The following is a 12,080-nucleotide window of genomic DNA, read 5'->3' on the forward strand; positions in this document are numbered from 1 at the left end:
CATGACTGAGAAGAAGCTGATCGTCGTCTTGCCCGCCTACAATGAGGTGCACCACGTGAAGCCGACCCTCCGGGCGCTGCACCGCCAGTCCGATCAGGACTTCGATGTCGTTTTCGTGGACAACCATTCCACTGACGGCACTAGTTACGTCATCAAGGAGTTTATCGCGGAGCGGCGGATAACCCGCTGGCATGTGATTGACGAGCCGCAGAAGGGCACCGGTGCCGCCGCCGACACGGGCATGCGGTGGGCAGCAGAGCATGGGGCTGACATCATTGCGCGCACCGATACCGATTGCCTGCCCCGGCAGGACTGGGTGGAGCAGATCAAGGCTGAGTTCGACACCGGCACTCGCTTTATCGCTGGAAAGCTCAAGCCCCGGACTGATGAGTACCCCTTGCCCTCGTGGCAGTACAAGGTATTGGATGGAGCCGTCGTGGTCGCCGAGGCTTTTGGCAAGGTGCGTCCGTCCAATAAAGGACCGCATTTCAAAGGTCCGTACATCATGACCGCTGGATGCAACGTGGCGATCGAGGCTGCACTGTATCTGGAATGCGGTGGCTTCCCGCGCACAAAGATCGAGGATGTGCACGAGGACCGCGAGCTCATCAACAACGTGCGCCGACACACGGACAAGTACGTTGCGGCAAAGGACGTGGTGGTCTATTCCTCCACCCGCCGGGTCAAGGAATGGGGGCTCTGGAACACCCTCATGTGGTACGCGGACCACCGATACAAGCCGGACGTGGTGGACATCCGATGACGGCGGTGAACGTGTGGGAAGAACGTCTCCAGCGTGCCGCGCACCCAAAGGGATACCCGCTGCTGAAGTGGCTGGCAAAGCTGGGCACCAATATCCGAATCCCCGGCATCGGACTCGTGGTCTCCGAGGCGCAGTTGATGCGTGACGTGCTCACCGACCCGGTATTCACCAAGACCGGCAAGGGCGGACCGGCAGGACTGTGGACTCCGATTACCGGACCTACCGCGCTCGTGAACATGGACGGCGACGCGCACCTGAGCCTGCGTCGCAAGCTCGGTCCGATCTTCTCCCCGCGTGCGATGGGTGAGCTCTCTGCCGCGATCATGGACGAACCTTTGGGGCAGATGCTGGATCGGCTGAAGAACGGGGAGAGCATCGACGCCGTCGCCGAGGTGTCACGGATCGCCGGAACCATGATCTGTGAACTGACCGGACTGGACATCTCCGATACGTCAGTGGCGGACGTGGTAATGCAAGCTCACGAGCTCACCTCGCAGGCGTCCCTGACGGGAACACTGACCGAAGAGCAGGCTGTGTACTCGCGTGGTGTCCTCGCTAAGCTCACCCACCCGGTCATCGCTGCCTACCACCGGGGAGATGAGAACACTGTCCCCGGACGGATGAAAGCCCTTGGACTGAGCGAGGAAGAAGCTGTCGGCGCCGCCACCGCATTCATCATCGCCGGGACCGAGACCATCATCTCCTACCTGCCCCGCATGGTCGCTCTGATCCTTGAATCCGGGTGGCTGCATAAGCTCTCCGATGACCCGGAGGCAATGGGCAGAGTCATCAATGAGGGACTGCGGCTGACCGTCCCCACCCCGGTAATGCTGCGCGCAGTCGAAGAGGACTCGGTGATCGGCGGCAAGAAGATCAAGGCCGGGCAGCGCGCGGTCCTACTTACGCTGTTCGCCTGCCGCCGCGTCCCACAGGGCGGAACCTTTGACCCTGACCGGGAAATCCCTAAACCGATGCAGCAGATGTGGTTCGGTGCCGGGTCGCACTTCTGCATCGGCATGCCGCTGGCGATGTCCCAGACCAAGGGCTTCATCAACACGCTGCTGGAAGCGGTGAAGGACGGCGGCGACATCGTGATCGAGGACCGGGCGGTGCGGAAGAACGTGCTCGCCCCCTCGTACGAGAAACTCATCCTTAGGAAAATCAATGCCGCATGACGTGATTGGACTGCTGCTCGACGCAACGAAGAAGCACCCGGAACGCACTGCCATTACACAGGGCGGCGTCTCCTATACCTATGCGCACCTGGGTGAGGGGATCGTGAATATCGCGTCCAGTCTCCAGCAGCGCGGAGTGAAGCAAGGGGACCGATTCCTGTTCTCGGTACGCCCCAACCCGGACGGCATCCTTCTCGCCTTGGGCATTGTCGCCTCCGGCGGCGTGGTCGTGTTCGCCGACCCGGGCACTGCTCCCGAACTCTTTGACTCGCGGATTAAGATGACGGCTCCGAGGTATGCAGCTGCCGAGTCACTGCTCTACATGGCGTCGCTGCCCATGCTGTCCCCGTTGATGCGCAAGCGCGGTTTGTCCATGCCTAATTACCGCAGCCTACCCGTGGGACACTACTACTCCGGTCATCGACTGCCCGGTACCCCGCTGGGCGCGTCCAGCGTGAAGAAGCTGTTGCGCGCGACAAAGCAGGAGATGCTGGCAACCGACCCTAGTGGGGAAGCGATCATCGCGTTCACTTCAGGTACGACCGCTCACCCCAGGGCAGTAGTCCATTCACGCGCGTCTCTGGGCTCGGGCATGCACGCCTTCATCGAGTTGACCGGCATCGATAAGGACAGCTCGGTCTACACGGATCACTTCATGTTCGGCGTCACCGCCATGATCTGTGGAGGTCAGTGGGAGATTCCCAATCATCCCCCTGCCAAGGACGCCGGTAGGTGGCTGGACGCGCTGCTGGAGCGGAAGGTGACCCATACCTTCCTCGTTCCCGCTGACACCACGCTCATGCTCAACGAGATCGAGCGCCGGGGCGGACTCCCCGAGGGGTCCAACCCGCTTCCCGTGTTGGCAATGGGTGCGGCTCCCGTGCTGCCGCCATTGATCCGTCGCGTAGAGAAGGTGATGCCTCAGACCAAGGTGCTCGCTGTCTACGGGATGACGGAGATTCTGCCTGTCGCGGTCGTGGACGGAGCTGAGAAGGTGGAATTCGTCGGTGGTGACCTTGCAGGTCGTGTGATTCCCGGAGTCACCGCGCGCATCGAGGATATGGACGACATCGGCACGGGCGAGCTGATCCTGTCCGGAGACGGTCTGATGCTGGGATATCTGGGCGAGGAACACAAGTCTGAGCACCGCACCGGTGACATTGCTACCCTGACCGCAGACGGGCGGCTGGTCTTGCTTGGGCGGAAGAAGGACATGCTGATACGGTCCAACAAGAATATCTATCCTGGGCTCTACGAACCGGGCATCATGCGACTGGACGGCATCTCTTCCTGTGTCATCGTCGGGGTGCCGGATATGCATGGTGAAGACATCGTCGTTCTGCTCGTGGTCCCCGAAAAAGGGCAGGACGAGCAGAAGTTGCGCAGCAGGCTGGAGTCTCATCTGCTGGACGTGGTCGACTTGGACGCGCTGCCCGACGTGGTCATCATGCAGGACGAAATCCCACTCTCCGGACGCAGCAGCAAACCCAACCGCATCCAGCTACGCAAAGACGCCGCCGTTCACCCCGAGGTGGAGAAACTCTTGAACGAGCACGCCCGTGTCTAGGATCGCTGTCACGGGTGGAACAGGGTTTGTTGGCGGCGCTGTCATCAAAGCGGCTCTGGACGACGGGTGGGAGGTGCACTCATTCGGAAGGCGGGAAGTGCCCGGTACCGCCCATCACTACTGGGAAGCACTGGAGCAAAATGAGTCGACCGGGCTCCAGTTCGATGCTGTCATCCATTGTGCTGCGGCTGCCAGTGACTGGGGCAATGATGAAGAGATCGCTGCGGTCAATATCAGCGGAACGCGGGAAGCGCTGCTCATCGACCCGGTAGCACGCTTCATCCACATCTCCACCGGCAGCGTCTACCAGCCAAACGGCCGTCGCGGAACCCTAATGACGGAGACAACGCCACGCAGCGGCTCCTATTTGAACGCGTACGCGCGATCAAAGTCCGAGGCAGAGGAACTAGTGCTGGACGATGGGCGAAAGAACGGTTCCATCATCCTGCGCCCCCATGCGATCTATGGTTCCGGCGATATGACATTGCTCCCCCGGGTAGAGAAGGCAGCACGGCGCTTCATTCTGCCGTTGCCGGACGGCGGGAGGAACTTGATCTCGCTGACGAGGATCGACACCCTTGTGTCAGTGGTCATCGAGATGATCTCCGAGCAAAAGCTGCAACACCGGGTTTTCAATGTTGCTGACGGCAACTCGGTTGTACTGAAGGACGCGCTGAAGGAGATTTTGCGGCAGCGTGGCAAGCGGGTGCTGGTCCTTAGCGTCCCCTCGGGCACAGCATGGAGCGTCGGGCACCTGCTGGAGTGGATATGGCGGCGCAAGGGCATCCGGTCGCCGCCACCATTAACGCGTTATCTGGTCAGCCAGCTGGGGTACACGAAGACATATGACCTGATGCGCCTCGAGCGTCAGCTAGGCAGGGAAATGCCTGAGCCGGACTTCTCGGACGCAAGTGCTTGGTGAGCAAAAGACGATAAGTCGGTGAACGCCAAACAGGAGGGCGAACCTGCTAGCCGACTGGTTCACCCTCCGGTTGACCACCTTCCCGAGGCGTGGCCAGGCCATACAGGTTATCGATGGCCGCTGCCGCTTGGCCATCCGCCGCTGGAGTCGATGATCATCATGTGCCGGGAGTTTGGTTGGCGCCTGGCCCGTGACCCGGTGGTCAGGGCCGGCATCCGGCTCACGTTTGAGGCTTCCTCGTTCGGCCATCGGGTCGATGAACCCTACAGTGACTGGATCAAAGTGCCGGAATCCCTGTCCGCGAAGGCTGCAGCGATGGGGCAGCTCCGGCCCGGAACCAACCCCGGCGCCTTGGCGCGGCTGGTGGTGGCATGCTTTACCGGTGTTCAGCTGGTTTCTGCGGTGATGACGGACCGGGCTGATGTGATGGAACGGATCAGGCACATGTGGGAGATCCTGCTGCCGGGGATCATCAATGAGGCCGCCGGCACGGGCATCGGACGGTTACTGGCGTTGACCGGCACCGGGCCCATGTCGACGGTGAGAGCATGGCCGGCTACTAAGGCAAGAGCCGGCTAATAAGGGTGCGGCCCCACCCTGCAGGAACCTGTGGGAACGGCCGTTTAGCCGTCGCAGTCGGTGCAGTATGCGTGGCTGCCTGTCTGCCGGGCAATCTGGGACCGGCAGCGGACCACAAAGCACGACTGGCACGTGAATTCGTCGGCGGCCTGTGTGGCGGTCTTTTCCAGCGGTACGCCGAGGCGGGTTGTTGGAGCTCGCAGTAGATGATGCACTGGTATTCCGGCGTCGGGATCGGCGTCGCGGCGGGTGCGGGGTGCAGCACACCACACGCCACTTCTTGCAACGGGTCGTTTCGTCGGGATTCGGCGGCCATCTCACCTCTTGGGTTGCTCCGGCGTCTGCCAAGTGATGATGTGCCTGGCCAAGGCCTCCAGGGCAATGAAGTTGATTGAAAGAGGAATCAATGGGACGCGGTTTCGCTCAAACACGTTCAGGTGTCATAACTCAGTTTGTGTTGCTTGCGCTGGCTTGGGGGTCCAGTTTCCTGCTCATTAAGCTCGGTCTGCATGACCTGTCCCCGACGCAGGTGGTGTGGGCCCGTATGGTTATCGGCGCGGTCGCTCTGGGACTTTTGATGTTGGTAACTCGCCGCCCAATTCCATCTGATATGCGGGTGTGGGGGCATCTGTTGGTCGTGACCATGTCTTCAATGCCACGACTCCGCTGATCACCATGTTGGTCGCGGCTCTGGCGTTGACTACCGAGCGCTTAACCCGCCACCGCAGCCTCTGCTTGGGGTTGGGATTCGTCGGCGTAGTCATCATCATGGGCCCGTGGAACGGACCCGGGGACGGCAAGGGCCTGGCCGGGCAACTTGCCTGCCTCGGTGCCGCCACCTGCTATGCCCTGGCCTTCACATATTTGAGGCGCTTCGTCGCCGGCCGAGGCTTGAGCGCCTCTGCTCTCGCCTTCGTCCAAGTACTGCTGGGTGCCGCGCTCATGATCGCCGCAACGCCTTGGCTGGCCAGTACGCCGATCGAACAACTCAGCGGTGCCACGACCGTGAGCATGATTATCCTGGGAGTTTTCGGCACGGGCATGGCCTACGTCTGGAACAACAACATCGTCACAGCATGGGGTGCAGCCAACGCTGCTGCGGTCACTTATTTGTCTCCGGTTGTTGGTGTCATATTGGGGACGGTTTTCCTTGCAGAACCTCTCGGATGGCACCAACCACTCGGTGCCTCTCTGGTTATCCTCGGCATCCTGGCAGCGCACGGGCGCCTTGCCGCTATGGTGCCTTCGCGCGTATCGGGCCGTAGCCCGAGCTAAGGAACCGGCATTGAACACCAGCGCTTCGTGACCGGCGAGGGATCTTAAGCGGACAGCGGTCCCATGACACCAGCAGGGCGTCCTGCGCGACGACTCCTGACAGAATGAGGCACTGCGCAAGGTGGGCGGTATGCCCTGTGCGCCAGGGGAGGCATGCGCCCTTCGAAGCGCTCGAGGTCCGATTGGCTGTCCAGATGGGCCTCGTCCCGCAGTGCTTCTTCGCCGGGCCGGAAGTAGTCGTTCCCGGCAGTGCTCCTATCGAGCGATGGTGGTATTAGTCTTCGGTCAGCCGCGGGGCTGTGGTCGCATCCTTGCGTCAAGTAGGAACCGGCGAGGCGCGTCTGACCTCTACATCATCAAGGTAGGACGAGGACGCCCACAGGAGTTTCAAAGTCAGGAAGGACCAACGGCTACCTGCAGCGAAAGCGGGCGGCCGTAGCTTTATCTGCTGTGCGACGGGAGGCCCTGACGTATGCGCCGTTATCGGCGGTTGCTGCCATCGTTCGGCCGAACGCTTGACTGTGGAGGGGCGGCCCGAGCTTCCGCACCGGCTCCACCTGCCCACGACGCCGTGCTCTCCGCATACAATTCTCGGCCGCCGACTATGGACCCCGGAAACTGGCCTCTTTACACCAACGGAGGGCCCGCCGCGGGACCCGCCGTTGGTCGTTCTGCGTTAGTTCTTGCGGGGCTCCCACCAGCCGGGCGTGCCTTTAGCCTCCCGATAGCTGGCGGGTACCGCTGTGCCGTCGCCATCGTTCCAGATGGTGGCCAGCTCGTCCTCGGTGAGGATCCGGTTCCACACGGCGGCGTCGTCCAGTGCGCCTTGGAAGAACCGGCCGTCGGCACCGTCGCAGCTGCCCAGGTGAAGACCATCGGTCCGGGCTAGGGTTCCGGAGCCGGCCTCCTTGGGATCGACGAACTCCGTGACCTCTTCGCCGTTGAGGTACAGGTGGGATGCGCCGGTCGCAGCATCGTAGGTGGCGGCTGCGTGGTGCCACTGGCCGGCAGTCGGCGCCACGCCGGACTCAGCGATCACCGAAGTGCCATCCGTCTGCACGGAGTACCTGAGGTTCCCGGTGGTCTCGGCCAGCTCCATCGAAATGGCCCAGGAGCCGGAGGACTCCAACAGAGTCTGGCGGGTGCCGCCAACCTGCTCGGGCTTGAACCAGACGGACGCGGTGTAGGCCGGGGCCTCGTCTGGCAGCACCTCGAACGGCACGTCGACATAGTCACCGGTGCCATCCAGCGCCACGGCACCCTTGAGGTGGCCGTGCCCGCGCGGAGTGAGGTCCGCGTCGGACTGCAGGCGGCCGTTGCGGATCGGGTTGGGCGAGCCGGAATCGTCGGCAGTCGTCCCGACAACGTCGTCCAGCGACCAGTGCCCCAGCAGCCCGCGTTCCAGGCCCTCGCGCGGGTCCACGCCGAAGAGCAGCAGAGCCTGGTCGGCGCTGTCCGTGTAGAGGCGGTCGATGCCCCAGTCAATGAAGCGCTGCATCGTCGAAGTCTCGTTCACGGTCCATGCCCCGGACTCGAAGCCGGCCGCCTCGATCGTTTCGATCACCTCGGGGCTGACCCGGTTCTGGTTGACGACCAGAGACTCGAACCCCCGGTTCGTCGCGATGGCGATCTCCTCGTCCAGGTTGCCGCGGGCCGGGAGGTCCCAGAAGACGTGGATCGACGGGTCCAGCTCCTTGACCAGGCTCATCTTGGCGAGGTTGCCGTCATTGAACCCGGCCCATCTCTGGGCGCCCATGTCCTGCACCATTGCCACGGCCGCGGCGGTCGACTGGTCCTTGGGCTGCAGCGAGGCTCGGGTCCTGTCTTGGGACTGGACTAACTCCAGGATCTCCGACAGCAGTGGCATGCGTGCCGGAGGGGCCTCCTGTTCGGTCAGCCCGTGCTCCTCTCGGAAGCTGTAGGCCACGTCGAGGGTGCTGAGCTCCGCGTAGGTGCTCTCCGCGATGACCAGGTCGCGGTCGGCGAACCGCCCGGTCGTCTTGTCGTGGGAGACCACCAGTTGACCGTCGGCGGTGGTGAAGACGTCCAGTTCGATCCAGTCGGCGCCGAGTTCCATGGCAGCCTTGTAGCCCTGGAAAGTGTTTTCCGCGTACGCCTCCGGGTAGCCGCGGTGCGCCGTCACGCCGTTGCTCAGGAAGGAAGACCTATCCGTGGTGGACGCCCGCTGCCCGGTTTCGGCCGATACCGGCTGCGCCACGGCGGGAGAGGCGGCGGTGCAGGCCATGAAGCCGCAAAAAGTTATGAGACCGAGCTTGCGGGACAAATTGCTGATGATCAACGGGGACCCTTCTGAGGTGTGCGAGTGCTGGGCAGGTGACGCATTGCACTCCTAACTTGAACCCGGGAGGTGAACGTGTCGGAGTATCAGGCCGTCCACGTCATGAACACTGGACACCGTCTCCACCAGCACTGCATCGGGGGTCATTAGGCCTCGTAGCGTCGCGACGTATGCGGGGCCACAGCCGGCGGCCGTGCTGCACCGATACCCCTACGACCGGACGATCCTTCAGGCCCTGGACGGACTGGGCGGGCTCTTTGAGCACATTCCGTCCCCGTCCGGTGATCGCGTGCAGTTCACCGCACTGGGCAATGTCGACGTCTCCTTCCTTGAAGCTCAAAGGAAAGTCCAGCTTCGCCGCCCGCTACTTCAAGCTCGCACTGGAGGACGTGGCCGGTTACCGGCTCGCCGAACTTCTTGGCGAACTGGTCAACCGCGGCCTGCTCGCCGACTGCACCCGCGACCCGAAGAAGGCGTATGACCGACAACTGAGCCGCTAAACCCGTAGGCCGGACCCCACACACAGGGGTTCGGCCTACCTGTTTGGGTTTCCCAGGTGCGCGGCGGCCTCCCCCGCCAGGGCTCCTCCGGCCGCGTTGGACGCTGTCGCGGGCGCAGCGACTGCCAGCCGGGCCGCAGGAACAGCCGATACTGTGAAGGGACGATACCATGTCAAAACCCCGGATCGCGGCAAGGCCCTCAAAGTCAGAGTCACAGGGACCAAGCAGTACTGCGTCACAGCCACTAAGTCGTCAAAGGCCACTAAAACCATCCGATAGCGGTGCCGGGTGAGTCGTGGCTGCGCCATTTCCAGCCTGCGGGTGGTTGCTACTCGCTGCATAGCCGGGAGATGAGATGGCGGGTCTTTTTCCACGATTCAATCCGCTGAGTGTGAAGGTTTTTCCAGACAGCGTGTATCCACAACATAATGTCAGTTATGTTGTGGAACGCTGCACGCGGCCTGGCTCATTCGACAACCACCTCCCCGCACTCAGGTCACGAGTCCAATCTCTTGGGGAATGTCACCACTGTGTAAGCTCCTGATATGCCAGTGAATAGAGCGGGAGAGCAGCACATTGCAGTGCTTGGCGAGAGCGGCAGCGGAATGACCGTCATGCTCTCCTCGTTCTACGGAGCAACGCAAGAGTCTCAATACCTGGAGAAGAGTCTGTTCCACGTAGTGCCGTACGATATCGGCCAATCAGGAGGACAATGACAATGAGCAGTGCCATGCCGTTGCGCTACCGCATGGTCTTGTGGCTGATAGCTGTAGCGCTCACAGCGTTCAGTTTGATGATGCTTGCTAATGAAGAAGAAACTAATCTTCTGGTCTTCATCTGTACTGCAATCGCAGTCCTCACCATCATCGCGGTCTCTCTGATGAAGTGTCGTATCACTTTTCTGGAGCAGTGGATGGAGGTGCGTCTACTGAGATTCATCCGCACAGAGATTGCATACCAGAAAATCACTGATGTTGAAGCTTTTCAGACGGGGTTCTGGCAAGGGATGGGTGTGCGACTGCTCAGGGATGGGAGCATCGGTTACATCGTCGGCGGCACAGCCGTCCGAATGACAGTGGAGAACCGCCCTGTTATCATCTCGACAAGCAACCCGCAGCAAGTGATTGCCGAACTAACCCAAAGAGCGAACCTTCGCTAGCCGGAGCCACATAGTTCGCCACTGGTTGACATCCTTTTCGGTATTTTCGGATCCATCCCAGACAGTCAAGGAGCCCCGCACGTGGTCGATCCCTTCCGCATGACCGAAGACGATACCGTTGCCCCGGACGCGAGCCCGCTGGAAGACATCCTGGAACTGAGCCTGCTGACCGCAGGGCCGATCGTAGGTCCCGTTGACCGGCCCGTCGAAGACCACCGACTTGACGAGCAGTGACACTGCGGCAATGACGCCGCACTCGTAGATTTCCTTTGCAGAGGGAAAACCCGGAAAGGCCGGCACACAAGTGCCGGCTTTTCCCTATCTCGGACGGCTGGTGGCAGCCATCCACCACAACGCTGCGGCCGCGAGAGTGTTGAGCGCGGCGATGAAAACATCGCCGGCCGCAGGCCGCCCTACAACCACGTCCGCCGCCACCAGCGCCCAGCAAGCAGCTGCGGCCGAAGTGAAAATCAACGCCAGGATCCACTGAATCCGTGAATAGCCCGGCCGGGTCCGCGGGCGGCCGCTACGACCGCTGGGATGCTGCGCTGCCGGGTCATTCATGCGCCTACCCTATGCAGAAGCAGCGCGCGGGGCGCGCTGGGGGTTTCGCTGCGCTGCACCCTGGTGGGCGTCCGCTGGCGCGGCCGGCTGTTGGGTCCAGTGCAGGCTCCGCAGAGCTCCGCCACCCCTGGCCCTGTTGTGTCTACGACGTTTTCTGGTTGCTGTCCTACGGATTCTAGGCGTCCGCTCCACCCCGTCTAGCCCCTCCTTCGTCGGGGCCTGCGCCCCAAAAATTCTCTCCGGCGCTCGTTCCTCGCTTATTTCCTCCGAGGATTTTCCCGGACTTGCCCTACGGGTAGACGGGCCTCCGTCGGCCGCCGAGCAAGCAAGCTTGCCAGCAACCAAAAAACAACGGGGGGAGCGGGGAAGCTGGCCGGTCGCCATTGGTCGCCCCACCCACCACATTCCTCTGCAAAAGGAGTAACACCATGAACGCCATCACCACCGAGACGGTAACCACCGCCGACACCGGCGAGGTCATCACCGACGCCCCGGTCCTGTGCGACTACCACGCCGACGGCGGGTACGAGTGGATGGACCTCATCGCCGAACACGGCTGGACCGTGATTCCCAGCTGGGGGAGCGAGGGCTGGGACCTTGGCCAGTGGCCCTACGTCATGGTCGCCGCCATCCGCACCGCCGATTCCATTGGCAACCTGTTCGGCATCGCCACCTACTGCGAGGGCGACGTGGAAACCACCTACTACCGGACCAAAGCCCGGCAGTGGGACGCCATCACCGAGCAGGCATTCTTCCACTGGAAGAACGGGCAGGCCCACGGACCGGCAGACCTGCCCGAAGCCGCCGCGGAACTGCCCAGCCGGTACCGGATGCCCTACACCGTCCACGCCGCCTAACCAGCACCCATGGTGGCCGGACCGCTCAGCTCCGGCCACCAGCCCGTCCCGGCGAAAGTTCGGCGGGCCGCCGCACGGTGCAGCTGCCGCCGTGGTCCCCGGCGGCGGCCCGCCAATCCCGAAAAGTCCGACGCTCATCACCTCGCCGCTCCGGACCCGCCCCGGGTCCCTGGTCGGCACCTGAAAAGTCCAACAGGCTGCTGGACAAAGAGGGTGCTCGCAGGGCTCGCACTGATTCGGGCGTCCGCTGGCGCGGCCGGCGTTGGGTCCAGTGCCGGCTCCGCAGAGCTCCGCCGTCCCTGAACCTGTTGTGTCTACGACGTTTTTTGGCTGCTGTCCTTATGTTGTTGCGCAGGTAGTTCGCAGGGCAGTTGTAGTGTCTTGGCTACCCAGGAGTGGCGGGTATGGCTTTGGCTGCTG

At 62.4% G+C, this 12,080-nt stretch carries 14 protein-coding genes; 11 read left to right on the top strand and 3 right to left on the bottom strand.

Going from position 1 to position 12,080, the window contains the following annotated elements; all coding sequences use genetic code 11:
- The first annotated feature begins 1 nt into the window (after position 1).
- From AC5RWT_RS09530 to AC5RWT_RS09550, 5 genes are read left to right on the top strand one after another with little or no spacing between them, the layout of a single operon-like run.
- Positions 2-763, top strand: coding sequence for a glycosyltransferase (locus AC5RWT_RS09530; RefSeq protein ID WP_494043997.1), 762 nt, complete (start codon positions 2-4; stop codon positions 761-763).
- Positions 760-1,938: a cytochrome P450 gene (locus tag AC5RWT_RS09535; protein ID WP_494043996.1), complete on the top strand. Its 1,179-nt coding sequence runs from the start codon at positions 760-762 to the stop codon at positions 1,936-1,938. The genes AC5RWT_RS09530 and AC5RWT_RS09535 overlap by 4 nt, the downstream gene beginning before the upstream one ends.
- Complete coding sequence (locus AC5RWT_RS09540; protein ID WP_494080038.1) at positions 1,928-3,505, top strand: class I adenylate-forming enzyme family protein; 1,578 nt, start codon at positions 1,928-1,930, stop codon at positions 3,503-3,505. Before AC5RWT_RS09535 ends, AC5RWT_RS09540 begins: the two co-directional genes overlap by 11 nt.
- Positions 3,498-4,427: an NAD-dependent epimerase/dehydratase family protein gene (locus tag AC5RWT_RS09545; protein ID WP_494080039.1), complete on the top strand. Its 930-nt coding sequence runs from the start codon at positions 3,498-3,500 to the stop codon at positions 4,425-4,427. Before AC5RWT_RS09540 ends, AC5RWT_RS09545 begins: the two co-directional genes overlap by 8 nt.
- A gap of 18 nt (positions 4,428-4,445) precedes the next feature.
- Positions 4,446-5,006, top strand: a complete 561-nt coding sequence (locus tag AC5RWT_RS09550) for a TetR/AcrR family transcriptional regulator (protein ID WP_494043993.1) — start codon at positions 4,446-4,448, stop codon at positions 5,004-5,006.
- 44 nt (positions 5,007-5,050) lie between these two features.
- On the opposite strand, the gene AC5RWT_RS09555 is transcribed toward AC5RWT_RS09550, so the two are convergent.
- A complete protein-coding gene (locus AC5RWT_RS09555; RefSeq protein WP_494080040.1) occupies positions 5,051-5,278 on the bottom strand; it encodes a DUF4193 family protein in 228 nt (75 codons plus the stop codon).
- Positions 5,279-5,412: 134 nt separating this feature from the next.
- On the opposite strand from AC5RWT_RS09555, the gene AC5RWT_RS09560 reads away from it, so the two are divergent.
- Positions 5,413-5,676 (top strand): EamA family transporter, encoded by a 264-nt coding sequence (locus AC5RWT_RS09560; RefSeq protein ID WP_494080050.1) that lies wholly within the window; start codon positions 5,413-5,415, stop codon positions 5,674-5,676.
- The gene (locus AC5RWT_RS09565; protein WP_494080041.1) at positions 5,625-6,281 is read left to right on the top strand and encodes a DMT family transporter; all 657 of its coding nucleotides are present in this window, start codon (positions 5,625-5,627) and stop codon (positions 6,279-6,281) included. The genes AC5RWT_RS09560 and AC5RWT_RS09565 overlap by 52 nt, the downstream gene beginning before the upstream one ends.
- 676 nt (positions 6,282-6,957) lie before the next feature.
- Here the strand turns inward: AC5RWT_RS09565 and AC5RWT_RS09570 are convergent.
- Positions 6,958-8,580: a glycerophosphodiester phosphodiesterase family protein gene (locus AC5RWT_RS09570; RefSeq protein ID WP_494080042.1), complete on the bottom strand. Its 1,623-nt coding sequence runs from the start codon at positions 8,578-8,580 to the stop codon at positions 6,958-6,960.
- A gap of 329 nt (positions 8,581-8,909) precedes the next feature.
- Here AC5RWT_RS09570 and AC5RWT_RS09575 point away from each other — a divergent pair, with 329 nt between their 5' ends.
- The 3 genes from AC5RWT_RS09575 to AC5RWT_RS09585 all read left to right on the top strand — a co-directional run bounded on the left by AC5RWT_RS09575 (position 8,910) and on the right by AC5RWT_RS09585 (position 10,473).
- On the top strand, positions 8,910-9,080 hold the full coding sequence (locus AC5RWT_RS09575) for a hypothetical protein (RefSeq protein ID WP_494080043.1): 171 nt from the start codon (positions 8,910-8,912) through the stop codon (positions 9,078-9,080).
- Between the two features lie 718 nt (positions 9,081-9,798).
- Positions 9,799-10,239: a hypothetical protein gene (locus AC5RWT_RS09580; RefSeq protein ID WP_494080044.1), complete on the top strand. Its 441-nt coding sequence runs from the start codon at positions 9,799-9,801 to the stop codon at positions 10,237-10,239.
- A gap of 81 nt (positions 10,240-10,320) precedes the next feature.
- Complete coding sequence (locus tag AC5RWT_RS09585; protein WP_493941351.1) at positions 10,321-10,473, top strand: hypothetical protein; 153 nt, start codon at positions 10,321-10,323, stop codon at positions 10,471-10,473.
- A gap of 84 nt (positions 10,474-10,557) precedes the next feature.
- Here the strand turns inward: AC5RWT_RS09585 and AC5RWT_RS09590 are convergent, their stop codons facing one another.
- Positions 10,558-10,803 (bottom strand): hypothetical protein, encoded by a 246-nt coding sequence (locus AC5RWT_RS09590; protein WP_494043988.1) that lies wholly within the window; start codon positions 10,801-10,803, stop codon positions 10,558-10,560.
- Between the two features lie 428 nt (positions 10,804-11,231).
- Between AC5RWT_RS09590 and AC5RWT_RS09595 the strand changes: the two genes are divergently transcribed.
- Positions 11,232-11,660: a hypothetical protein gene (locus AC5RWT_RS09595; RefSeq protein WP_494080045.1), complete on the top strand. Its 429-nt coding sequence runs from the start codon at positions 11,232-11,234 to the stop codon at positions 11,658-11,660.
- Positions 11,661-12,080: the final 420 nt, after the last annotated feature.

It is taken from the genome of Arthrobacter sp. Dra40 (genome assembly GCF_059091905.1).

Bases quoted from the DNA above. Each gene is read 5' to 3' on its own strand.
- AC5RWT_RS09530 (WP_494043997.1), top strand. From the start codon at position 2: ATGACTGAGAAGAAGCTGATCGTCGTCTTGCCCGCCTACAATGAGGTG.
- AC5RWT_RS09535 (WP_494043996.1), top strand. From the start codon at position 760: ATGACGGCGGTGAACGTGTGGGAAGAACGTCTCCAGCGTGCCGCGCAC.
- AC5RWT_RS09540 (WP_494080038.1), top strand. From the start codon at position 1,928: ATGCCGCATGACGTGATTGGACTGCTGCTCGACGCAACGAAGAAGCAC.
- AC5RWT_RS09560 (WP_494080050.1), top strand. From the start codon at position 5,413: ATGGGACGCGGTTTCGCTCAAACACGTTCAGGTGTCATAACTCAGTTT.
- AC5RWT_RS09580 (WP_494080044.1), top strand. From the start codon at position 9,799: ATGAGCAGTGCCATGCCGTTGCGCTACCGCATGGTCTTGTGGCTGATA.
- AC5RWT_RS09590 (WP_494043988.1), bottom strand. From the start codon at position 10,803: ATGAATGACCCGGCAGCGCAGCATCCCAGCGGTCGTAGCGGCCGCCCG.
- AC5RWT_RS09595 (WP_494080045.1), top strand. From the start codon at position 11,232: ATGAACGCCATCACCACCGAGACGGTAACCACCGCCGACACCGGCGAG.